Origin of the sequence: Lachnotalea glycerini, assembly GCF_003201285.1 — a bacterium.
GTDB classification, from domain to species: domain Bacteria; phylum Bacillota; class Clostridia; order Lachnospirales; family Lachnospiraceae; genus Lachnotalea; species Lachnotalea glycerini.
The window spans coordinates 195,247-219,044 of sequence record NZ_QICS01000007.1 but is presented as its reverse complement, the minus strand read 5'-3'; the positions used below and the strand labels follow the sequence as shown (position 1 = coordinate 219,044).

General features: G+C 35.3%; 24 protein-coding genes. 18 read left to right on the top strand and 6 right to left on the bottom strand.

What is annotated here, in order from left to right; genetic code table 11:
- The first annotated feature begins 10 nt into the window (after nucleotides 1-10).
- The 5 genes from C8E03_RS14145 (at nucleotide 11) to C8E03_RS14125 (ending at nucleotide 6,623) form a co-directional block, all read left to right on the top strand.
- Nucleotides 11-931 (top strand): glycine betaine ABC transporter substrate-binding protein, encoded by a 921-nt coding sequence (locus C8E03_RS14145; protein ID WP_110291316.1) that lies wholly within the window; start codon nucleotides 11-13, stop codon nucleotides 929-931.
- A gap of 308 nt (nucleotides 932-1,239) precedes the next feature.
- Nucleotides 1,240-2,121, top strand: coding sequence for a MurR/RpiR family transcriptional regulator (locus C8E03_RS14140; RefSeq protein ID WP_242993549.1), 882 nt, complete (start codon nucleotides 1,240-1,242; stop codon nucleotides 2,119-2,121).
- A 283-nt stretch (nucleotides 2,122-2,404) separates the two neighbouring features.
- Nucleotides 2,405-3,793, top strand: a complete 1,389-nt coding sequence (locus C8E03_RS14135) for a 6-phospho-beta-glucosidase (protein ID WP_110291315.1) — start codon at nucleotides 2,405-2,407, stop codon at nucleotides 3,791-3,793.
- Between the two features lie 41 nt (nucleotides 3,794-3,834).
- Entirely contained in the window at nucleotides 3,835-4,875 is a 1,041-nt protein-coding gene (locus C8E03_RS14130) for an aldose epimerase family protein (protein WP_110291314.1), read from the top strand.
- A gap of 95 nt (nucleotides 4,876-4,970) precedes the next feature.
- Complete coding sequence (locus C8E03_RS14125; RefSeq protein ID WP_094377487.1) at nucleotides 4,971-6,623, top strand: PTS transporter subunit EIIC; 1,653 nt, start codon at nucleotides 4,971-4,973, stop codon at nucleotides 6,621-6,623.
- A gap of 144 nt (nucleotides 6,624-6,767) precedes the next feature.
- Here the strand turns inward: C8E03_RS14125 and C8E03_RS14120 are convergent, their stop codons facing one another.
- The 3 genes from C8E03_RS14120 to C8E03_RS14110 form a co-directional block, all read right to left on the bottom strand.
- A complete protein-coding gene (locus tag C8E03_RS14120; RefSeq protein ID WP_094377488.1) occupies nucleotides 6,768-8,543 on the bottom strand; it encodes an oleate hydratase in 1,776 nt (591 codons plus the stop codon).
- A gap of 116 nt (nucleotides 8,544-8,659) precedes the next feature.
- On the bottom strand, nucleotides 8,660-9,244 hold the full coding sequence (locus C8E03_RS14115) for a TetR-like C-terminal domain-containing protein (protein ID WP_094377489.1): 585 nt from the start codon (nucleotides 9,242-9,244) through the stop codon (nucleotides 8,660-8,662).
- A 171-nt stretch (nucleotides 9,245-9,415) separates the two neighbouring features.
- Nucleotides 9,416-9,907, bottom strand: coding sequence for a QueT transporter family protein (locus C8E03_RS14110; RefSeq protein WP_094377490.1), 492 nt, complete (start codon nucleotides 9,905-9,907; stop codon nucleotides 9,416-9,418).
- 245 nt (nucleotides 9,908-10,152) lie between these two features.
- On the opposite strand from C8E03_RS14110, the gene C8E03_RS14105 reads away from it, so the two are divergent.
- The 5 genes from C8E03_RS14105 (at nucleotide 10,153) to C8E03_RS14085 (ending at nucleotide 12,562) form a co-directional block, all read left to right on the top strand.
- Nucleotides 10,153-10,470 (top strand): PadR family transcriptional regulator, encoded by a 318-nt coding sequence (locus C8E03_RS14105; protein ID WP_094377491.1) that lies wholly within the window; start codon nucleotides 10,153-10,155, stop codon nucleotides 10,468-10,470.
- Entirely contained in the window at nucleotides 10,463-11,050 is a 588-nt protein-coding gene (locus C8E03_RS14100) for a DUF1700 domain-containing protein (protein ID WP_094377492.1), read from the top strand. Before C8E03_RS14105 ends, C8E03_RS14100 begins: the two co-directional genes overlap by 8 nt.
- Nucleotides 11,047-11,286 carry a hypothetical protein gene (locus tag C8E03_RS14095; RefSeq protein WP_094377493.1) on the top strand — a complete coding sequence of 80 codons (240 nt, stop codon included), beginning with the start codon at nucleotides 11,047-11,049 and terminating at the stop codon, nucleotides 11,284-11,286. The genes C8E03_RS14100 and C8E03_RS14095 overlap by 4 nt, the downstream gene beginning before the upstream one ends.
- A gap of 2 nt (nucleotides 11,287-11,288) precedes the next feature.
- A complete protein-coding gene (locus tag C8E03_RS14090) occupies nucleotides 11,289-12,119 on the top strand; it encodes an RNA polymerase sigma factor (protein WP_110291334.1) in 831 nt (276 codons plus the stop codon).
- Nucleotides 12,120-12,247: 128 nt separating this feature from the next.
- The gene (locus C8E03_RS14085) at nucleotides 12,248-12,562 is read left to right on the top strand and encodes a carboxymuconolactone decarboxylase family protein (protein WP_094377494.1); all 315 of its coding nucleotides are present in this window, start codon (nucleotides 12,248-12,250) and stop codon (nucleotides 12,560-12,562) included.
- A 29-nt stretch (nucleotides 12,563-12,591) separates the two neighbouring features.
- Here C8E03_RS14085 and C8E03_RS14080 read toward each other — a convergent pair whose 3' ends face one another.
- On the bottom strand, nucleotides 12,592-14,220 hold the full coding sequence (locus tag C8E03_RS14080) for a putative polysaccharide biosynthesis protein (protein WP_110291313.1): 1,629 nt from the start codon (nucleotides 14,218-14,220) through the stop codon (nucleotides 12,592-12,594).
- Between the two features lie 285 nt (nucleotides 14,221-14,505).
- Between C8E03_RS14080 and C8E03_RS14075 the strand changes: the two genes are divergently transcribed.
- Nucleotides 14,506-15,129 carry a precorrin-2 dehydrogenase/sirohydrochlorin ferrochelatase family protein gene (locus C8E03_RS14075; protein ID WP_094377496.1) on the top strand — a complete coding sequence of 208 codons (624 nt, stop codon included), beginning with the start codon at nucleotides 14,506-14,508 and terminating at the stop codon, nucleotides 15,127-15,129.
- On the opposite strand, the gene C8E03_RS14070 is transcribed toward C8E03_RS14075, so the two are convergent.
- Nucleotides 15,126-16,004, bottom strand: coding sequence for a LysR family transcriptional regulator (locus C8E03_RS14070; protein ID WP_094377497.1), 879 nt, complete (start codon nucleotides 16,002-16,004; stop codon nucleotides 15,126-15,128). The genes C8E03_RS14075 and C8E03_RS14070 overlap by 4 nt on opposite strands.
- Nucleotides 16,005-16,133: 129 nt before the next feature.
- Between C8E03_RS14070 and C8E03_RS14065 the strand changes: the two genes are divergently transcribed.
- The 7 genes from C8E03_RS14065 (at nucleotide 16,134) to C8E03_RS14035 (ending at nucleotide 23,340) form a co-directional block, all read left to right on the top strand.
- On the top strand, nucleotides 16,134-17,759 hold the full coding sequence (locus C8E03_RS14065; protein ID WP_094377498.1) for an FAD-dependent oxidoreductase: 1,626 nt from the start codon (nucleotides 16,134-16,136) through the stop codon (nucleotides 17,757-17,759).
- A 25-nt stretch (nucleotides 17,760-17,784) separates the two neighbouring features.
- Nucleotides 17,785-18,735, top strand: coding sequence for a 4Fe-4S dicluster domain-containing protein (locus tag C8E03_RS14060; protein ID WP_094377499.1), 951 nt, complete (start codon nucleotides 17,785-17,787; stop codon nucleotides 18,733-18,735).
- Between the two features lie 426 nt (nucleotides 18,736-19,161).
- Nucleotides 19,162-19,914 (top strand): nickel pincer cofactor biosynthesis protein LarB, encoded by a 753-nt coding sequence (gene larB / locus C8E03_RS14055; protein WP_110291312.1) that lies wholly within the window; start codon nucleotides 19,162-19,164, stop codon nucleotides 19,912-19,914.
- Nucleotides 19,904-21,196, top strand: a complete 1,293-nt coding sequence (gene larC, locus C8E03_RS14050) for a nickel pincer cofactor biosynthesis protein LarC (RefSeq protein ID WP_110291311.1) — start codon at nucleotides 19,904-19,906, stop codon at nucleotides 21,194-21,196. The genes larB and larC overlap by 11 nt, the downstream gene beginning before the upstream one ends.
- The gene (gene larE, locus C8E03_RS14045; RefSeq protein WP_094377502.1) at nucleotides 21,196-22,017 is read left to right on the top strand and encodes an ATP-dependent sacrificial sulfur transferase LarE; all 822 of its coding nucleotides are present in this window, start codon (nucleotides 21,196-21,198) and stop codon (nucleotides 22,015-22,017) included. Before larC ends, larE begins: the two co-directional genes overlap by 1 nt.
- A gap of 39 nt (nucleotides 22,018-22,056) precedes the next feature.
- Nucleotides 22,057-22,506: a D-aminoacyl-tRNA deacylase gene (gene dtd / locus C8E03_RS14040; RefSeq protein ID WP_094377503.1), complete on the top strand. Its 450-nt coding sequence runs from the start codon at nucleotides 22,057-22,059 to the stop codon at nucleotides 22,504-22,506.
- A 60-nt stretch (nucleotides 22,507-22,566) separates the two neighbouring features.
- Complete coding sequence (locus C8E03_RS14035) at nucleotides 22,567-23,340, top strand: HD domain-containing protein (RefSeq protein ID WP_094377504.1); 774 nt, start codon at nucleotides 22,567-22,569, stop codon at nucleotides 23,338-23,340.
- 77 nt (nucleotides 23,341-23,417) lie between these two features.
- On the opposite strand, the gene C8E03_RS14030 is transcribed toward C8E03_RS14035, so the two are convergent.
- Nucleotides 23,418-23,789 (bottom strand): metal-dependent transcriptional regulator, encoded by a 372-nt coding sequence (locus C8E03_RS14030; RefSeq protein ID WP_094377505.1) that lies wholly within the window; start codon nucleotides 23,787-23,789, stop codon nucleotides 23,418-23,420.
- Nucleotides 23,790-23,798: the final 9 nt, after the last annotated feature.

Sequence of the window (23,798 nt, the reverse complement as noted above, 5' to 3'; positions counted from 1 at the left end):
GAAGTAAAGTATGAAGAAAAAATTTATAATGCTGTTAGCGGCTGTTATGATGATAGGTACTTTAACAGCATGTACATCTGACAATAATAAGGAAACAAGTGCAGGAAATAATGAGGACATAAATTCAGAGACTGATGCAGATTCAAAAGAAGAAAAGAAAACTGTAAAACTGGCATATGTAAATTGGTCAGAAGGTATTGCAATGACAAATCTTGCAGCGGCTATTTTAGAAGATAAGATGGGATATGAGGTAGATATGACGATGGCAGATATTGCTCCTGTGTTTACTTCCATTGCCAGTGGAAATACAGATGCATTTCTTGATGTATGGCTTCCTGTCACACATAAAGAATATATGGAAAAGTATGGTGATGATGTAGTAGATCTTGGAGTAAGCTATGAAAATGCCAGATTAGGTGTAGTTGTACCATCCTATGTAGAAATCAACAGTATCGAAGAATTAAATGATAATAAAGATTTATTTGGTGGAAAAATAGTAGGAATTGACGCAGGAGCAGGTCTTATGACTGCAGCTGAAAATGCAATTCAAGAGTATGGTCTTGAATATGATCTTTTAACAGGGAGTGGAACAACAATGACAGCTGCGTTAGGTAAGGCAATTGAAGCAAATGAACCGATTGTGGTTACCGGCTGGTCACCTCATTGGAAATTTGCAAGATGGGACTTGAAATTTTTAGAAGACCCTAAGGGAGTGTTTGGTGAAGTAGAAAATATTCACATTATTACCAGAAAAGGTTTAGAAGAGGATCAACCTAAGGTAGTAGAATTTCTAAAGAGCTTTAAATTGACAGAATCAGATCTTGGCGATTTGATGGGAGCAATCGAGGAAGACACAAGAGAACCGCTTGACGTTGCCAGAGATTGGATGAATGCACACGATGAACTTGTGCAAGGCTGGATGATACAATAACAGTTGAATAGTACTAACTATTAAACGATAAAGAATGGTACCTATTTTGAAAGATAGGTACATCAAAAATGAGTCAACATTGGATCAGTATGATTGAATGTTGACTCATTTTGTATGACATCAATTAATCTTATATAGTTGAAACAATTGCTTTCATGGGATAATTATAGGTGATTGAGAAAATTAATGGTTGAATATTATTTTGATAGGTTTAAAATGAATTTAATACAAAACTATATTAATGGCTCTAGAATAAAAATTGCGAATTAGTAAATAATGTTTTAAAATTAGAATTGGATATTAAATGAATGGAGCGTAAGGATACTATGACAATAGAAAATCTGATTAAATGCTATAATTTAACACCTGTCGAATTTCAGTTGGCAAAATATATTTTACAAAATAAAGAGGAAATAAAGAACTTATCTATTCAAATTTTATCAGAAAAAACATTTGTATCAAAATCTGCCATTCATCGTTTTTGCAAAAAGATTGGATTAGATGGATTTAATGAATTAAAGGTAAGATTGATTCAAGATCTTTTACAGGAAAGCGATTCATATAACCAAATTGATGTAAATTTTCCGTTTGAGAGTACGGATACACAAAAAGTTATTGCGCAGAAACTGCTAAAATTATATGAAGCATCAATAACAGATACTTATAATTTTATTGATGTGGAGGAATTAAATAAGATAGTTGTATTATTGCATCATGCAGACATTATTGATATCTATACACATGCACATAATCAAAGTATTGCAATTAATTTTCAAGACAAAATGCGTGCAATTGGACGAATTGTTAATTGCCCAGAATCTTTTTATGATAAGCGCTGTACGGCTACTGCATCTAAGAAAAATCATGTGGCCATGATTTTATCGTATTCGGGTAAGGCTACTTTTTTGCCAATTATAGTAGAAACCTTATATAATAAAGGGATTGATATTATTTTGGTAGGAAGAGTCGGGAATAATGCGATATCTAATTATGTTAAATATCATTTGTATATCAGTGACAGAGAACATTTACGAAATAGAATATCACAGTTTTCGTCGCATATTGCCATGCAGTATATGCTTGATGTATTATTTAGCTGTATTTTTAAAATGGATTATAAAGCGAACATGGATTACACTCAGGAAGTCATTGGCATTGTTGATGATAGAAATATTAATGAACCAAATTAGAATAGATTTAAATTAAAATAGTAAAATGCTTGTTGGAGAAAACTCTGATAAGCTTTTTTTTATTAATAAAGTTCTACGAACATCCATTTTAGCTTTTTGCATATTCGTTCCTTAAAAAGTTTCAAAAAGTATCAAAGAATAAAAATTATACAGTTTATTTTTGAAAAAAAGAACCAGAATATTTGTGGTTTATTGACGAGAACCTGAGAAATAAATATAGTAAATATAACAATTAATTATGGCCGTAATAATTGAAATAAGGTTATCTTTAAGGAGGAGCTACATGAAAGGTAGTATAAAAATTGTAACAATAGGGGGAGGCAGCAGCTATACACCAGAGCTCATAGAAGGTTTCATTAATCGATATGAAGAGCTTCCCATTAAAGAAATATGGCTGGTTGATATAGAAGATGGAAAAGAAAAGTTAGAGATTGTAGGGAGACTGGCACAACGTATGTGGGATGCGGCTGGATACAAGGTAAAGGTATATACTACATTGAATAGGCAAGAGGCATTAGTAAATGCTGATTTTGTGACAACACAGTTTCGGGTTGGACTACTAGATGCAAGAATTATTGATGAAAGGATACCTTTACTACATGGAATGTTGGGACAGGAAACGAATGGGGCAGGAGGAGTATTTAAAGCATTTCGTACAATTCCAGTTATGAAAGAGATTATTAAGGATATGAAAGCCTTATGTCCAAATGCATGGCTCATTAACTTCACGAATCCAAGTGGAATCATTACAGAAGCTGTAATTAAGCAGTTTGGATGGGAAAAGTGTATTGGATTATGTAATGTACCAGGGATTGCAATGATGAATGAACCCAATGTGCTTGGTATGGAGCCGACAAAGTTACATCATCAGTTTGCAGGTCTAAATCACTTTCATTGGCACAAAGTTTTTGATAATCAGGGAAATGATATGACAGATCAAATAATTGATCATATTAATGAAAAAAACGGCGGAACCCCTGCTAATATTTACCAAGCTGAATTTCCACTGGAATTATTGCATACTATGCATTTGTTGCCTTGCGGTTATCATCGTTACTATTATCTCGAAAAAGAAATGCTAGAGCACAGTATAGAAGAGTTTCGCTGCGGTGGAACACGAGCCGAACAAATGAAAGAGGTAGAGGCTGAATTATTTAAAATATATCAAAATCCTGATCTGACAACAAAGCCAGAGCAATTAAAAAAGCGAGGAGGAGCCTACTATAGCGATACAGCATGTGAATGTATCAGCGCAATTTATAATGATAAAGGAAGCCATATGGTAGTAAGCACAAAGAACAAGGGAGCAATTTCATGCCTTGATTCGGAATCAATTGTTGAAGTATCAAGTATAATCACAGCAAAAGGTGCGAGTCCGATTGCATGGGGGAAAATGCGATCCGCAGAAAAGGGCTGGGTGCAAATAATGAAAGCTATGGAAGAATGCACGATTGAAGCAGCTTTATCAGGAGATTATGGACAAGCTTTAGAGGCATTTACAATTAATCCATTAATCCAAAGCGGAAGAGAGGCAAAACAAATTCTTGATGAATTGCTCGTTGCTCATGCAAAATATCTTCCTCAATTTGATGAGAAAATTGGTCAGTTAAAAAAGGATGGAGTGGCATCTAAGGATGCTGTAGTAGTCAAACTAATTGAAAATGGATATTAGAAAGAAACTTTCATGAAAGTAAAAGAATTAATGGAGGGCATATGAGTGTTGCGATGAAGTTATTTGGAAAAACCAAGGAGGGAAAAGAGGCTTACCTATTTACACTTTTAAATGAAAGAGGAATGAAAGCAGAAGTCACTAATTATGGAGCCATACTGGTTTCCTTGCATGCATTTAGTAAATCGGGAAAAATAAAGGACGTAGTTTTAGGTTATGACAAATTAGAGGAGTATTTTAAAAATCCGATGATGCTTGGTGCAACTGTTGGAAGAAATGTAAATCGCATTGAAGGAGCCAAGTTTAAGATTGATGATGTACTATATGAATTAGTTGATAACAATAATGGAAATAATATCCATAGTGATAAGGAACATGGATTTCATAAGATTTTATGGGATTTTCATGTAATTTGCGATAATTCCGTAGAATTTTATTATCGAAGTGTGGATGGAGAACAAGGCTTTCCAGGCAATCTAGATGTATCCGTTACCTATTCATTAACAAATGCAAACGGACTTATTATTTCATATCGTGCAATCAGTGATAAAAAAACTTTGATAAATTTAACAAATCATACCTATTTTAATCTGAATGGACATGAGAGTGGAAGTATTTTAGATACCGTGGTTACTATAAATGCTAACCAGTATACACCGATTAAGAAAGGTTTGATACCTACTGGAGAAATTGCCACAGTAAAGAACACTGTTTTTGATTTTGAAGTTCCTAAAATCATTGGAAAAGAAATAGAGAGTGATTGTGAACAGCTAAGACTTGCACAGGGTTATGATCACAATTTTGTTCTTAACTATCAAAATATTGGTATTAGAAAGATAGCAGAAGCTTCCAGTGAATCGGGTATTACCATGGAAGTGTATTCGGATCAGCCAGGCTTACAGTTCTATACAGGCAATACAATGAAACAAACAGTAGGAAAGGGGAGTACTGTTTACCAAAAAAGAGGAGGCTTTTGTATGGAACCTCACTTCTACCCAAACAGTATCAACATAAAGCACTTTCCGTCACCAATATTTGACAAGGGAATGGAATTCAAAACAACGACGATATATCAATTTGTTTAAATGAGGTATATCAAGATATGGGGATTCTCAATATAAATTGTTATAAAGGATTATTCATTGTCATATAAGATAATAAAATTTGGGAGGTTTAAAATATGGAAAGAAAAAAGAATGGAAAAGTATTTGCAACAGTTCAAAAAATTGGAAAAGCATTTTTTCTGCCGGTTTCAATTTTGCCAATTGCTGGTTTATTATTAGGACTTGGGGCGTCCTTTACCAACCAAACCACCATAACATCGTATCATTTAGAAGGATTATTGGGTTCGGGAACCGTTTTAAACGCTTTGTTAACGATTATGTCTCAGGTTGGAAGTGTTATATTTGGAAATCTTCCAATTATTTTTGCTATGGCAGTTGCGCTTGGTATGGCAAAAAATGAAAAAGGTGTAGCAGTTTTGGCTGCTGCAATCTCCTTTTTGGTTATGCATACGACCATTAATGCAATGCTAAAATTAAACGGTTATATTCTTTCAGATGGAAGTTATGCCGATAAAGTGTTAAGTGGGGCACTTACGGATGTATGTGGCATCAGTTCCTTACAAATGGGAGTATTTGGCGGTATAATAGTAGGTATTGGTGTTGCCGCATTACATAATCGTTTCTATAAGCAAAAATTACCAGCAGCCCTCTCCTTTTTCTCGGGAATCCGGTTTGTTCCCATTATTTCTGTTTTAGTATATATTTTAGTTGGTATTGTATGTTTTTATATATGGCCGATAGTACAAAATGGTATTTTTGCAGCAGGTGGATTGGTTACAAACTCAGGTTATGCAGGAACATTTATTTTTGGCTTTATAGAACGTGCATTAATTCCATTTGGACTTCATCACGTATTTTACATTCCGTTTTGGCAAACAGGACTAGGTGGCACTGCTGTGATAGATGGAGTTACTGTTGCAGGAGCTCAGAATATTTATTTTGCAGAACTGGCATCCTCTCATACGGTAAAGTTTAGTGTGGAGGCATGTCGTTTTATGACTGGAAAGTATTCTTTTATGATGGCAGGGCTGCCAGGAGCTGCATTTGCAATGTACAAAACATCAAAACCCAAAAACCGTAAAATTGTAGGCGGTTTGCTTCTTTCAGCAGCACTTACATCTTTCTTAACAGGAATTACAGAGCCAATTGAATTTACATTTTTGTTTGTTGCACCTGCATTGTATGTGTTACATTGTGTATTAGCAGGAATATCCTTTATAATTTGCCATGCTTTCGATATTTGCATTGGTACAACTTTTTCCTGCGGCTTTATTGATTTCACGTTGTATGGCTTGCTTCAAGGAAATGCAAAGACAAATTGGTTTCGAATCATACCTGTTTTTATTGGGTATGCAGCAGCTTATTATTTTATTTTTAAATTTTTCATTATCAAATTTAATTTAGCTACTCCAGGACGTGAAGAGGATGAAAATGAAATTAAGCTATATACTAGGGAAGATTATAATAAAAAAAATAAAATAGATGGGGAAGTGAATACAGAAGTATCTAAAGAAAATTATATATCAGCTATGATTTTGAAAGGAATAGGCGGCGAAAAAAATTTAGTGGATATTGATGCATGCGCCACCAGATTACGATTAACAGTCGTTGATTCTTTGGTTATAGATGATCAATTATTAAAGGATACAGGTGCTAAAGGTATTATAAAGAAAGGCACGGGAGTTCAAATTATTTATGGCCCACATGTAAGCATTATAAAAAGTGATTTTGAAGAATATGTGCAAACATTAAGCCATGAGAAGGCATAAATATTAGTTTGGTTTTAAAGTCTAGATCATTTCTCTTTGTACAGTAGGAAAAGAAAATTAATATAAAAATCCCAGAATAGCTAAATATCCTGGGATTTTTATATTAATTTACAAATTTAAGTTAGTTATGTAGGTGTCGTTTTATTAAATAATATGATATTCCTTTAGAAGTTTCTCAATGTCAGTTCCTTCTATTTTCTTTAGCAAGTCCTTAAGTGCTAATTTCTGTTTCAAGCTCAGATTCATATCAATTGCTTTTTTGCCGTCTCGAAGCTGAACCGTCGCATTGAGTAAATCACGAACATCAAATACACTGCCCCACACCTCAGGTACACCGCGGTCTACATTCAAAAGAGTATAAACAGCCTCCATTCCGGTACGAATGGAATATTCGGTTGTGAATATAGTGTCACGGGCTGTTTCGGCAAATTGACCAAGGAAAGCAAAATTAACACTGCCCTCCGGAACAACAGCCGGACGATCACCAGTACTTCGTGGCATGAAGAAAGCTGTAATATATGGCATCATACAAGGAATAGTATTGGCACTGTTGGACGCCATATCTTCAATTTCATTTTCAGGTACGCCCATGTGGTATAACCACTCCATGCAAATTTCCTTACCGGTACAATCACGCATTGGCTTTTTGATATAGTTACCCGGTTTATCACTGAATAAGCCATAAATCCATCCTACAAGCTGTCCTTTTGGTTGATTGCGAAACTGTGGCTGGCGGTTAAAGGTCCAGCTAAGAAGCCAGTTAGAATCTTTTACGGTTACAATGCCGCCGGTTACTACTTTTCCGCTGAAAGGATCTCTTTTACATATACTTTGTATGTATGGAGGAATACGGTCATCTAGAGTAGTTACAGTAGCTGACATCCAGTTTGTTAATTCCGGGTCATAGCAAAACTTGTCAGGATGTCCAAAGGATGGGTCTTGTGCTGCAATTTTACGCCACATATCCCAGCCTCCGCCTTCTTTGATTTCTTTATTAAATAATGCCGGATGATTTTGATCGCCAAGAGTAGAATTTTCTACGCAGCCTCCGTTGGTAATAAAGATTAAGTCATTTTCAGTTAAATCAATTGTTTCATCATTTCCATCTCTAATAACAGATACAGATTTTGCTATTTTTTTATCAGATTGTATATCAAATTCAACATTTACAACTTTGGTATTGTAGTGGAATTGAACCTCATGTGCTTCCAAATATTTAATCATAGGAAGAATCATTGACTCATACTGGTTATATTTTGTAAAACGAAGTGCTTTAAAATCAGGTAGTCCCCCGATGTGATGGATAAATCGCCTGATATATAGTTTCATTTCCAATGCACTGTGCCAGTTTTCAAATGCGAACATAGTACGCCAGTATAGCCAGAAATTAGAATTTAATACATCAAAGCTAAAAAAATCCGTGATTGGTTTATCATATAGATCTTCATCCGGAGTGAAAAACAGCTTCATAATTTCCATAGAACCTTTGTCAGAAAGATTAAATTTGTTTTCCGTATGGGCATCTTCTCCTCGATTTAAGGTTGCACGCATAAGAGAATAGTTAGGGTCGTGCTTGTTAAGCCAGTAGTATTCATCCAGAACGCTTATTCCTTCTGTCTCGATGGATGGAATGGAACGCATAATATCCCACATACATTCAAAATGATTGTCCATCTCACGACCACCACGCATAACATAACCTAAGTTATCATATTGATAACCATCACAGGCTCCGCCCGGAATTGGATCTTTTTCAAGAATGTGAATTCTTTTGCCACTCATTTGTCCGTCACGAACAAGATAGCAGGCCGCTGAAAGTGCTGCCAGACCTGAACCTATGATATAAGCTGATTTTTGGTCAACACCTTCAGGCTTTTGTGGACGAGCAAATGATTCATAAGTACCGCTTGAATAATACATATAGATACCTCCTATTAATTTTAATAATCTTATTTTACTCTTATAGGAAAGAAATGCCATAAACAAAGAAACCGCCATGATAAAAGTTTTATCATGACGGATAGAATGTATAAATTTTAATCATTTGTATGGTTTTGATGTATTATATCAGTTCGGTACCGATCCAAAGCAGCACTGATGTTTCCATGAACCAATATACTGAGCCGGTCGATTATTATACCGGGATCTTCACGCATCCCGTTTTTAATCCAGTCGAGCAAAAGTCCAACCAAAGCAAATTTATAAAAATCGGCAATAAACTTTTTGTCCTCCTCACGAATTTCCATGCCAAAAGACTGTTCATTAACAACTCCTATTAACAAATCATAAGTAAGCTTATAGAGATAAATTTCTACCTGTTCACGGCTGATTGAATGATAAGCATTTGTGATTAAAGGCTTGTTTTCCAATACAGCTTCAAAAATCTGCAAATAGCCTTGTTGCCAGGTATCGTAGGTTTTCTTTCCGTCAATTGCCTTGGCGGCATCTTCGACACAAGACCATTCAACCAAATCAAAAATGTCTTTAAAATGATAATAAAAGGTCATACGGCTGATTCCACAATCTTCTGTGATATCAGTAATTGTAATTTTCTCCAAAGGCTTTTTTAGAAGCAATTTTTTAAGTGATTCTTCTAATGCACGTTTTGTTATTTGCGACATCATTTTCTCCTTTCAGGCTTATTTATACCGGAGGGAATGATTTAGTATAATTAAATTCATTTCATGTAGTATAACATAAATAAAAGGAAATGTGAATTACAAATAAAATTAAAAATATAGACATATCAATATAAAAATATTTATGATTTTTGTTCTTAAATGATACCTCTTTTATTCTATAGAAGTTCGAAATAGGATATATTTGTATTTTTCTAAACCAAGTAAAAGAATTGTTCCAATTACACCGCAAGAAATGAATTCCCCAATACCAACAGTAAGTATCATGAACATAATAGTAAGAGGAACACCATATGCATACTTTAATATGAAAGGGACAACTAACATATTAGCGAGTATGGGAGGAATCGGCACGAGAAATTTATATTTTCGAAGTGAATAGGAAATACCAGCAGCAAGTAATGTAGCTAAGCTGCCGAAAATGACATCAATTAGCACGGCACCTCCTAAGAAATTACCGAGCAAGCAGCCAATAAAAAGTCCGGGAATAGCAGCCGGCGTAAAGAACGGCAGAATGGTCAATGCCTCAGCAAATCTGATTTGAACCGCATCAAAGGACAGCGGTTTTAGAAAAACTGTCATCACTACATAAATTGCAGCAATAGCAGCAGCATGGGTAATAAATTGTACGTTTTTTGTTTTCATCATATTCTCCTTTAGTTTTGTTTTACGTGTGGAAGGTTACGAACACACGAATTGATAGTTGGGAAACCTGTATTTTTTAGGAATTTCACAATGTATACTATAAACCATAAAGATGGAAGATGCAAGTAATGCATGATACAGTTTTTTACTCTTTTATTTTTAAGATTCATTGTGACAAATTGTTTAAATACTACTTGACACATTATACTATGTAATATATAGTATAATGCATAAGGAGGTGTAACGTGGATATTCAATTAAAAAAAGGCTTATTAGAATTTTGCGTACTCGCAGTTCTAAAAAAATCTGATTCCTATGGTTATCAGATCATTAAAGATATATCTACCTGCATAGAAATTTCAGAATCAACACTGTACCCAATCTTAAAAAGACTGGAAACAGGTACCTATCTGGAAACATATTCGTTGGAACACAACAGTCGTTTAAGAAAATATTATAAAATAACCGAAAAGGGAAAAGATTATATGAATGAATTCTTGGAGGAATGGAAACAGGTAATGAATATTTATTATTTTATTAAAGGAGAGCAGAATTATGAATAAAGCAGTTTTTTTGAAAGAGCTAGCACTTTATTTGAATAAAATGAAGAAAGAGGATAAAGATAGGTTTATTACATACTATGATGAAATGCTTTCTGATTATATTGAAAATGGTATGTCAGAAGAAGATGCGGTCAATAAAATTGGTGATCCCAAAAGAGTAGCAGAGGAACTTTTAGAAAGTCATGACAGTGTTAAAATTGAAATCCCTTCTACCGGCAGCAAATTTTTAAATATTATATTATTAATTCTGGGTTTCCCATTATGGGGCAGCTTACTACTATCTGGCATTATAATGATAATTTCGATTTATGTCCTTTTATGGTGTCTGCCTTTTATTACCGGAATCGGTTGTTTTGGATTTTTCTTAACATCAATTATTGGTGTGATCGGGTCACCATTTATTATGTTTAAAAGCATACCTTTTGGCATAATACAGTTAGGAACCAGTATTATATCAGTTGGCAGTTCAATTTTATTAGGTATCGCAACAGTAAAAATTTCAAAGATATTTATTAATATAAATAAGAAATTCAATATTAAATTAGTTTCACTATTTAAAAAGAAAGTGGTGATAAGATGAAAATAAAAAGTTTTAAGAAAAAAGCAATCATGTTAAGTCTTATATTCATTTTAACAGGTACAATTATTTTTATTGCAGGATTTGGATTCTTAGGCTTTAATAACAATCGTTTGAAAGAATACGCTTATAATGACACATGGTATCAAACAATTCATGTGAACAGCAACAATGAATTATGGTTTGGAATTGAGTTTGGAGATGACATTCATTTATTCACGATAGGAAAATGTGATTGATTATGGATAAGAATACTGCGCAAGAAGCAGATGCTTATAAAGAAAACACAACAGAAGATGAGCTCACGATTGAAGTGGTTATCACAAAATATGGGAATTATATTTATAACTTAGCTCTTAAATTGTCATCTAATCCTGAAGATGCAAATGATTTGGCACAAGAAACCTTTATCAAAGCTTGGAAGCATATAGCTGATGTAAAAGAGCCAATCGCCATTAAAAAGTGGCTTCGCACCATTTGCGTTAATGAATTTCGTATGATGATAAGAAAAGAGAAGCGGGACAATATATGTTATGTTGAAAACGTAGAGGATTTAGAAAAAGATAGTACACTGCTTATCAATGTTTCGCCATTAGTGATTGATGAAATCCAGACAACAGAGGAAGTTATTAAGCTAAGAAATGGATGCTTTTTGGCAATGACGCGCAAATTGACGCTCAATCAAAGAATTACATTTTCTCTCATAGATATGTTTGGACTATCAAAAAATGAAGTCTCTGAGATACTGGGGCTTTCAGAAAAAGCAGTGAAGGGTCTGTTGTATCGGGCAAGAATGAATTTGGAATCATTCTTTCAAGGACATTGCAGTTTTCTTGATATAAACAATCCATGCAGTTGTACAGCCTGGATTGAATTTATGCAAAACAGAAGCCAATTGCAAGAAGAAATGAAGCAAAAAATAGATATTCTGGATTATAAGGAGAGAGGATATTCCTTTGATTCTAATGTAAGACAAAAAATTCTACATTACTATAACAATATGCCCGATCAAAGACCAAGTCAGGAATGGTATGAAAAGGTAATCGAACTTGTAAAAAAAAGTTACAATTAATTTATTACTTATCCGAGTCTTTTACAAAAAATTTGCATCTTATATTATGAGAAGGTAAAAATGAGAATTATAAAGAATGGGTATGGTTTTACCGGATTAAAATTGTAAAAGGAAAAGGAGATTACAGAATGACAGAAGGATTTAGTATATTTATGAAAGAGGCAGAAGAAACAGGACAAGCATATAACAAAATGATCATGCAACTATCGCAGTCAAGTGCATTAGACAAAAAGACGCATGAGCTTGCTTATATTTCAGTACTTTCAGCAGTTAAAATGACAGGTGGTTTAGAATTTCATGTGAAATCAGCAAAGAAGCTTGGGGCAAGTCGAGATGAAGTAAAGAGTGCTGTATTAGTTGGTCTGCCTGCGGTTGGTGTAACGGTTATCGAAGCCTTAAAACCTGCATTGGACGCTTATGACAACAAGGAAGAAATAGAATAATTTGTAAACATTATGACGATTTTGAATGCTTATTCAGAACCGTCATTTTTGGTAAAAGCCTTTATTTTCTTTCCAAAAGGCAGAGTCTCTAATTCACTTTTATCTATTCCACCTAAATGAAAGAGTAAAATCAAATAGATTGCAGCCGCAATTGCTATCGTAGCAAAAAGTGATACCACATTAATTTTGGTTATAAAGTAAAGCCCGTTATATAGAAAGTAAGCCAATACCCCCATAATAGAGGCAGCAGAGAAAGGAATCAGAAAGCATTTTTTCAAATTAATCTGATAACTTAACTCTTTGCGAAGTGAAATTCCGTTTAAAACGCACATAAAAAAAGAATAAACAATTGCCGCAATCGCTAGAATAAACAGGTCTAATTTTGTGGTAAATAATAATGTTATCAGAACAATTGCCTGTATAATAAGAGATATCAATGCATTCAGTACCGGAATATTTACCTTACCAATTCCTTGCAAGACAGCATTGGTTATTGTGGATAAGGAATAAAACACTACCGTAATACTAAGACATGCGACTAAAGCAGATGCCTGCCAAATGGTCGCCTTTTGCGGAAACAGGATTAAAACTATTGGCTTTGCAAGAGCAAAAAGGCCAACCGCAGATGGTATCGAAATTAGCATGCCATAGCGTATTGCAACGTCAGTTTTTTGAATTGCACCCTTGTTGTCACCTAGCGCAAAGGCACCTGAAATACCGGGAAGAATGGAAGCTGCCATGGCAGATGCAAGGGCAATAGGAATATTGGCAATTACAATTGCTTCACCTGAAAAAACACCATATCGAATGGAGACAATTTCCTCCTGAAAGCCTTTGAAATAGATTAAAATTTTGGTATAGAGAGTCTGATTTAAGGAGGTGCTTAAATTGTAAATAAAGGTACTTAATATAATCGGAGTAACAGTAAAAATAATGTTTCTGAAAATCTCACGATATGGTTGAAGCTGAATATTGCTACATTGTTGCATTTGTTTATGTATCCTATTTTTATTTTTCAGATATACAAGCATCATAAACAAAAGCGCCAGAACAACACCACAGCCTGTTCCAACCGCACTTCCAGCGGCACCGTAGATTGCTTGTGTGGTCGTATCCGCATGAGAAACTGATTTCATTAGAAAATAAGCTGCTGATATGCTGATTACCGCATTAAAAATTTGTTCCAAAATCTGTGATATAGAGGTTGGAACCATTGTGCTTTGTGCCTGAAAGTAGCCCCTTAATACACCAAGTAGACTGGATAAAAAGATGGTAGGAGCAAAAACTTTCAAGACAATAATTGAATTTTCTTCTACTAACAGGTTTGCACCAAAAAAGGTAAAAAGACTGGCTAAGCCTCCAACTATACAGACATAAATCAAAGCGGCATAGAAAATTCTTTGCGCGTTTTTAAAATCTTTAATGATTAGTTTTCTGGATATTTCTTTTGAAATAGCAGAGGGAATGCTATAAGAGGAAATAAGCAAAATCATAGTATATATATTGTAAGCCATACTATAATAACCCAAGCCTTCAAGACCAAGGAGTGATGTTAATGGGCGTCTATATAAAATTCCGATTATTCTGCATATAATTCCGGCAGTGGCAAGTATTCCTGCCTGTTTCACAAAGTTATTTTTATCAGGTTGTTTTGACATTTTATACCAACTTTCAGGGGAATCAGTATCTTCGATCTGTATCGGTAAAGTAAGACTGTAAGATATATTTTTAGCTAAGACAATTAGTACAATAATACCATAAAGCCTTTGCTGATATCAATACTAAAAAGTTTTATGACATAAAATCTATGAAAAGGTAAGACAATAAAAAGTATAGAATAATATTCAAATTAATGTTACTATGAAAAGATAATAAGCTAAGAATAGCAGACATATAGCTAAGAATAAAAATAGTGTAGGCTTGATATAAAGGAGATAAGTGAAATGGCATATTTTCCAATGTTTATAGAACTTAAAAACAAACCCTGCTTAATTGTAGGAGGAGGGACGGTGGCATATCGCAAGGTAATCGTTCTAAAGGATTTTGAAGCAGATATTACTGTAGTTTCTTCTACAATATCTGAAAAAATCAGACAGTGCCAGCCAATTATATGTAAGGAAAAGGAATTTGAAGAAGCAGATCTAGAGGGGATGCAGCTTGTTATTGCTGCAACCGATGATGAGCAAACAAATCATGATATTGCTTTGTTATGTAAAATGCGTGGTATAGCGGTAAATGCAGTCGATCAGATTGAGGATTGTAGTTTTATATTTGGCTCTTATGTTAAGGAAAAGGATGTAGTTGCGGCAATTAGCAGTGCAGGAAAAAGCCCTGTCATCACCCAATACCTAAGGGATTACATGCAACAGATTCTCACGGAAGAAATTGGTGAAATGGCAGATTTTCTTGGTGATTTAAGACCAAGAGTCAAGGAAGAGATAGTAAATCAATCAGAGAGAAAGAAAGTATATCAAGACCTTCTAGCCATCACATTAGAAAAGAAAGAGCTTCCCCAAGAAGAGGAAATAGAGGCAGTAATGAAACGATATAAATCAAAAACAAACTAAACCATCGTTTTTATTACCTCAATCAAATCTGTCATTTGTGAGTTAACCGGATGAGACTTATTATAACAAATATAAAAATATCTTTGAAGCGGCATGTTTTTAATAGGGCTTATATGAAGCAAATCGGAATCAAAGCCGTTTTTTACATAACGGGCAGATATGACGGCAATACCCAGATTATGCTTTACAGCATCAATAATAGCGGCAGCGCTGTAGGACTCCCAAGTAACATGAACTGGAATGTGATGCAGATTCATAACGTTTTCAAAGATAGAACGTGTACCGCTTCCAATTTCACGCATAATGAACGACTGATTACGTAAATCCTCCATATGGATACATTCCTTTTGGGAAAAAGGATGCTCTTTGCTGTATATTAACTGCAAAGAATCCTCTAAGACAGGCTCAGTAACAATCTTTTCATTAAATATAATACCTTCTACAAAGGCAATATCCAACTCATTGTGAACCAACCGATGCTCTAAAATCTTAGTATTTTCAATAAAAACGGAAGCTTCAATATCCGGATATTTCTCTTTCAATAAACAAAGGATATCACTAATCAGTGTATCTCCAATGGTAAGAGTAGCACCAATTCGAAGAGGGCGTATCTCTTTTTGATTCTCCATAAATTGATTCAGATTCTCATAGCTTACCATAACATTTAAAGCGCGCTCTAAAAAAAGTCTTCCCATTGGAGTAAGCTCTAGCCGTTTCGGGTAACGTTTAAAAAATATCTCATTATATTCTTTTTCCAAATCAGCAATAATCTGACTCACAGTAGGCTGAGAGATATATAATTTCTTAGCTGCTTCACTCATTTTCAAAGTTTCTGCAACTGCAATAAATGTTTTTAGCTGTTTTAAGGTTGCCATTTCGTGTTACTCCTTCTCTTGCTATAGAAAAATCCAATACCATGCTTTTGATTTTACTATTTTACGGTTGATTACGCAAGTGATAGAATGGGATAAAGTATAAAGAGTAAAAGAAAGGCGGAGGTAAAAATGAGGATAATTGTTTTAGGTGGTGTTGCCGCAGGTACAAAAGTAGCGGCAAAGCTAATGAGAGAAGATAGAAGCAATGAGGTAATCATACTAAATAAAGGGGAGAATATTTCGTATGCTGGTTGTGGACTTCCTTATTATGTAGGGCATGTTATTGAAGAAAAAGAGCAGCTTATCGTGAATACGCCGATAAAATACGAAAAGCTAACTGGGGCACAGGTGTTCACGAATAAAGAAGCAATTAAAGTGGATAAGGAGAAGAAGAAGGTAACGGCAATCGATTGCAAAACGGGTGAAGAAACTGTTTATACTTATGATAAACTGGTCATTGCAACAGGCGCCAGTCCGGTTAGACCATCTATAGAAGGAATTAATCTGAAAAATGTATTTGTAATGAGAACACCAGAGGATGCTATTATGCTTCGCGAACTGGCGGATTCACAGGAAGTTAAGAGAGCTGTAGTGGTAGGAGCCGGCTATATCGGACTTGAGCTTGCAGAGAATTTAATGAACTTAGGGATTAAGCCCTTTGTCATGGATATGGCAGATCAAGTATTGCCAGGTTTTGATCAGGATATCGCAGAATACATTGAGACAAAGCTTGCAGAAAACAAGATTCCTGTACTGACCAATACCGAAGTAATACGGATAGAAGGGGATAAAAAGGTTGAAAAAGTAATAACAAATAAGCGTGCATTTAAAGCCGATATGGTGATTCTATGCGCAGGAATCAGACCCAATACAGCATTTTTAGACAGTACAGGTCTTGAAATGGTAAAAGGAACACTTCTTACCAATGCAAAAGGGCAGACCAATGATGAGAATATCTATGCAGTAGGTGATTGTGCTATGGTAAGCAACGCAATAACTAATAAGGCTGTATGGTCTCCAATGGGCTCTACTGCCAACATTAATGGTCGTTTGGTAGCACAAAACATAGCAGGAGCAAAACTTAATTATAAGGGTACATTAGGAACTGCAATTTGTAAGCTGGCTGAATTTAATGTAGGCAGAACAGGTCTGACTATGGAGGATGCAGTCAAAGAAGGCTTTAACGCAGTGAGTGTAATTACAGTGGTAGATGATAAGGCGCATTATATGCCGGGAGCTTCTTCTTTTATCATTAAAATGATTGCAGACAGAAAATCTTTAATGCTTCTTGGAGTACAGGTGATAGGAAAGGGTGCAGTTGATAAGATCATTGATATGACAGTTACTGCCATGATGTGTCATGCGACCTTGAATGATTTGGAGGATATGGATTTAGCTTATGCACCTCCATTTTCCACTGCAATTCACCCATTTACACAAACCGTTAATATATTGAAAAACAAGATTAACGGTGTATTTGATACGTTTACTCCACAGGAATATGCAAGTAAAAAAGCAGAAGGCTATCAAATAATTGATACCTGTTTAGTTCCATCAATTGAAGGTGCTCCTTATGTAGATTTGACAAGTGTAAATGGAATGATGTCAGGATTTGAACCGGAGGATCCATTGCTTTTGGTATGTAATAAAGGAAAAAGAGCATATTTGCTTCAAAATCGTTTGAAGTATTATGGATATCAAAATACAAAAGTATTAGAAGGCGGTATTAGCTTCACCAATGTAACAGTAGAATAAATTAGAAAATGAAAGGTGTAAAACTATGGCATGTACAATAAAACCAGAGGAAATAAAAAGAGTAAAGGGATTGGGCTTTTTAAATAATAAAGGAACAGATTTATTTAACGGACGAATCATTACCATAAATGGTAAAATAACTGCCGGGCAGGCGGCCGTAATTGCGCAGGCGGCGAAGAAATTTGGAAATGGAGATGTAGAATTTACTGTGCGGCTGACCGTAGAAGTGAGGGGAATTCCTTTCGACCAGATTGATAATTTCCGTGAATTTATAGCGCAGGCAGGCTTAGAAACCGGTGGTACCGGTTCACTTGTGCGACCTGTTGTTTCTTGTAAAGGAACTACTTGCCAATATGGCCTATACGATACCTTTGCTATATCAGAAAAGATACATAAACGCTTCTACGAGGGGTATCATACAGTGAAACTGCCACATAAATTCAAGATTGCCACCGGAGGATGTCCAAACAATTGTGTAAAGCCCTCTTTAAATGATCTTGGTATTGTAGGACAGCTCATTCCAAAGGTAGATGAAGATATGTGCAATGGGTGCAAAAAGTGTCAGGTAGAAATGGCCTGTCCTATGAAAGCGGCCAAATTAGAGGATGGGATCATAGCGATTGATAAAGAAGTTTGCAACAACTGCGGACGCTGTATTGAAAAATGTCCGTTTGATGTAATTGAAGAAGGAATCCCCGGCTTTCAAGTCTATATCGGTGGAAGATGGGGCAAGAAAATAAACCATGGACAGCCGATTCATAAAATTTTTACTTCAGAGGATGAACTCTTTCAAGTAGTGGAAAAAACAATTCTATTATATCGCGAACAAGGAAAGACAGGAGAGCGTTTTGCAGACACAATTGAAAGAATAGGATTTGAAGTGGTAGAAAAGCAAATACTCTCCAATGATATACTCGATCGAAAACAAGAAATACTAGATGCACCACTTCATTTAGTTGGTGGGGCGACCTGCTAAACAGTTCTTATATGATTATTACGTTATACGTTAAGTGATGATAATAATTAGTTTAGCTTAGCTTAGTCAAAAGATATATACGATAAGCAGGGTGAATCCGAATAGGTTTTATCCTGTTTTTCATTTCATAGGAGACGTTGTTGTTAACGTATAAAAGTTTTGATTCCTCGTATGAAATATTACACAATGCGCACGAATGCAAGAGGAAAACGTCACTGCGTGACTACATTCAGCGCAAAGCATTTAAATACCTAAAAACCTTGGACAAAGCTTGCAAATCAACAAATTTGTGTATATGATATATTTAGTACACCTTTTAAAAGTGGACAAAGTGGACAAATATTATTACTTGACCTATAGTAAGTTTTAGGTGATAAACTTAAATAGAAAACAAGAAATTAATTACAAGATAGAGAGGGTAGAAAAGTGGAAGTCTATGATATATTAGAAAAGGTAAAAAGCGGAGAGCTTTCCATTGAGGATGCACAGCTTTATCTACGCAGAGAGCCTTTTGAAGAAATGGGATATGCAAAGCTTGATACCCACCGTAAGATTCGTTCCGGCTTTGCAGAGGTTATTTATTGCAGTGGTAAAACACAACAGCATTTATTGCAGATTTTTAGTAGAATCTATGAACAAGAGGGAGAAGTTCTTGGAACGAGAGCCTCAATGGAACAGTATGAGCTGCTGTTAAATGAATTTCCAAATGTGGAATATGATTCTGTGTCACGTATCATAAAAATAGAAAGAAAGGACAAAAAGCACATAGGAAAAATTGCAGTTTGTACAGCAGGTACGGCCGATATACCGGTTGCAGAGGAAGCATCACAGACAGCAGAATTTTTTGGTGCTAAGGTTGAAAGAATTTATGATGTAGGTGTTAGTGGCATTCACAGACTATTTTCCAGATTGGATGTGATCCAAAGTGCTAATTGTGTAGTGGCGGTAGCAGGTATGGAGGGAGCACTTGCCAGTGTACTTGGCGGTGTTGTGGATAAGCCAGTTATTGCAGTCCCTACATCGGTTGGCTATGGTGCCAATCTAAATGGTCTTTCTGCACTTCTGACTATGATCAATTCTTGCGCAAACGGAATTGCGGTGGTTAATATTGACAATGGCTATGGTGCAGGTTACATAGCAACGCAGATAAACAAGCTGGGGGCAGGAAATGAAGAGTAAATTATATTTAGAATGTTGTTTTGGAATCAGTGGAGATATGTTTGTTGCATCGTTGCTGGATTTGGGAGCAGACGAAGGGGCAATGGCAGATGTATTGAACAGTCTGCCCATTAACGGTTTTCACACAAAAATAAGCAGGGTAAAAAAAGCAGGATTAGATGTATGTGATTTTGCGGTTATTTTGGATGAAGTGCATGAAAATCATGACCATGATATGGAGTATTTACATGGAGAGGAGAAGGATATTCATAAGGAGCAGGACAAAAAACATTTGAATCATATAAAATCGAATATTCATGTACATCGTAGCTTACCAGAAATACTTGATATTATTGAAAAAACCAGTATGACAGAGCATGCCAGACAAATAGCAGGTAAAATTTTTCATATATTAGCGAAAGCAGAATCAAAGGCACATGGCGTAGAACTTGAACAAGTGCATTTTCATGAGGTGGGTGCAGTAGACTCAATTGTTGACATAGTTGCAGCGGCAGTATGTATTGACAATCTTGGAGTCAAAGAGGTGATAGTGCCTGTTTTATATGAAGGAACAGGTTTTATACGTTGCCAGCATGGTACGCTTCCGGTTCCAGTTCCCGCTGTTTCTAACATCGTAGCGGAACATGGACTTAAGCTTCATATTACAGAGAACATGGGTGAATTTGTTACGCCGACAGGTGCTGCCATAGTAGCGGCTATTCAGACTTCAGATCAATTGCCAAAAGAGTTTGTAATTAAAAAAATTGGTATCGGTGCGGGGAAACGCAATTATGAAAGACCAAGTATGCTTCGGGCACTGCTGATTGAAGAAGATACTATAGAAGCTGATATCATTTATAAACTTGAAAGTAATATTGACGATTGCAGTCCTCAAGCACTTGGTTTTGTTATGGAACGCTTGTTTGAAAATGGAGCAAAGGACGTTTATTATATTCCTGTTTTTATGAAAAAGAATCGCCCTGCATATCAGTTGAATGTCCTATGTAAAGAGGAAGAAATAGCTAATCTAGAGCAGATTATTTTTGAAGAAACAACTACCATTGGAATTAGAAGACAAAGGATGGAACGCTCTGTTTTAAAGCGTGAAATAAAAAAGTATTTTACCTCCTTGGGAGAGGTAAAAATTAAGATATGTAAGATTTCTAATAAGACACGATACTATCCTGAGTATGAAAGTGTGGTGGAGCTTTGTAAAAAGCACAAAATACCTTTTCAGGAGGTCTACCAGCTTATTGGAAAGGAAATAGCGAAGAATGAAATCAATCTTTTACAGGAGGGATAATGAAACTATTAGAGGAAAAGAAGAAAAAGCTTCTAACATGCCTGGATAAATACAGCGATGAAGATATTATGATTGCATTTTCGGGTGGTGTGGATAGTACATTATTATTAAAGGCCGCCTGCGAATTAGCAGATAAAAACAAGCGCAAGGTTTATGCGGTCACTATTCATACAACATTGCACCCTATGAATGAGATTGAGATAACCAAACAGCTTGCCAAAGAGATTGGTGCTATTCACTCTATTATTGAGGTGGATGAATTACAAAATGCCGGGATTATGAATAATCCGGTTAATCGCTGTTATCTGTGTAAGAAATATTTATTTACGAAGCTTCTTGAAATGGCGAAAGAGCTTGGAATTCAAACCATTATGGATGGTACAAATGAAGATGATTTACATGTTTACCGACCAGGCATTTTGGCATTGAAAGAGCTGAATATAAAGAGCCCCCTTGCAGAGACTGGGATTACGAAGAAAGAGATCAGAGAGATAGCGAAAGAATATGGTTTATCAGTGGCTAAACGTCCCTCTGCTCCTTGTCTGGCTACCCGATTTCCATATGATTGTGAACTGTCTTATGAGAAGATGAGAAAGGTTGAAGCGGCGGAAGAGTATATAAAGGGGCTAGGCTTTTATAACGTCAGGCTTCGAGTTCATGATGAGCTTGCAAAAATTGAGGTTGATGCAATTGATATGAACCATTTGCTTGAAATGAAAACTGAAATAGTAGATTATTTGAAACAATTGGGATATACTTATGTGGCGATGGACTTAGAAGGTTTCCGTTCCGGAAGTATGGACGCCGTACTGGATTTATAAAAGTTGAGAAGATAAAAAGAAAAGGAAAGGAAATATAAAATGAAATTTGTAATACAACGTGTTAATTATGCAAGTGTCACCGTAGAGGAAGCGGTGATAGGAAACATACAAAAAGGACTTCTTATATTAGTTGGTGTAGGTCAGGAAGATACAAAAGAGGAAGCAGACCGTCTAGTTAAAAAATTGATAAACTTAAGAATTTTTGATGATGAAAATGGAAAAACAAATTTGGCTCTTAAGGATGTAGGTGGAGAATTGTTGATTGTATCTCAGTTTACATTATATGCGGATTGTCGAAAAGGAAATCGGCCATCTTTTATCAATGCAGGGAGTCCTGATAAGGCAAATGAACTTTATGAATATATCATTGAAGAGTGTAAAAAACAAATATCCAAGGTGGAACATGGAGAGTTTGGGGCCAAGATGAAGGTGGAGCTTTTAAATGATGGACCGTTTACGATTATATTGGATTCAGCAGATTTTAAATAATGAAAATATATGGCATATTGATCGTTATTTGAACAGAAAATGGAAAGGAGGAGATCAGTAATGCTATTTGATAGAGAAGAGGTAATGACAGAATTTCAAAATTATGTAAAGAAATATAATCAGGAGGACGAAAGAATCAGGCTTAAAATAGAACATACATACCGAGTTGCAAGACTTTGTGAACAAATTGCAGAGTCACTTTCCTTAACAAAGGAGAAAATAGAGTTGGCCTGGCTGATTGGAATGCTTCATGATATCGGAAGATTTGAACAGTTAAAAAATTATAGAACCTTTATTGATTCGGAATCTATAAACCATGCAGAATATGGGGTACATCTTTTATTTGAGCAGGGAATGATCCGCACTTTTTGTAAAGACAGTCGGTATGATGCGTTGATTCAAGCCTCCATTTTCTATCACAACGCTTATCGGCTTCCAAAGAATTTAAAACAAGAAACAAAGTTTTTTTGTGACTTATTAAGAGATGCAGATAAAATAGATATTTTAAAGGTAAGTGTGGATATACCACTTCAAACGATTTATGATGTCAGTGATAGCCAAATGAAGCAGGCTGTCATTACACCGGAAGTTATGGAAAACTTCTTTGAGCATCATGCAATCAATCATAAGCTAAAGAAAAGTCCGATTGATCATATTATAGGACATATATCTTTGGTTTTTGAATTGGTATATCCTATTAGTCTTACTATTGTAGAGGAACAAGGTTATTTACGGCAAATGCTTAATTTTCAGACAGAAAATGCAACCACACAAAAGCAGCTTTGGCTATTAAAGCAAGACATGCAAAATTACATTGCGCTTAAGAGTCTATAATATAATTTAAGCAGTCAATTGTCCCATTCATAGCGGGCATGACTGCTTTCTAAATTCCAAATCAGTTAGTAACAATGTTACTTGTTATGAAATTTACTAATATGTTTTTTGATTGCTTCGAAGCTTTCTTTGCTGATAACATGTTCGATTTTACATGCATCTTCTGTAGCAATTTCTGCATCAACGCCAAATTTAATCAGCCATTGAGATAATAGCTGGTGTCTTTCGTAAATCATCTCTGCAATTTCTTTTCCCGATTCAGTTAAATAAATAAAACCAGAGTCAGTAACTGTAATATGCTTTTTTTCACGAAGATTTTTCATAGCAATACTGACGCTTGATTTTTTGTAGCCCAATTCATTTGAAATATCAACAGCTCGAACGACTGGAAGCTGTTTGCTTAGAACTAGGATGGTTTCTAAATAATTTTCAGCAGATTCATTAATCATATTTTCCTC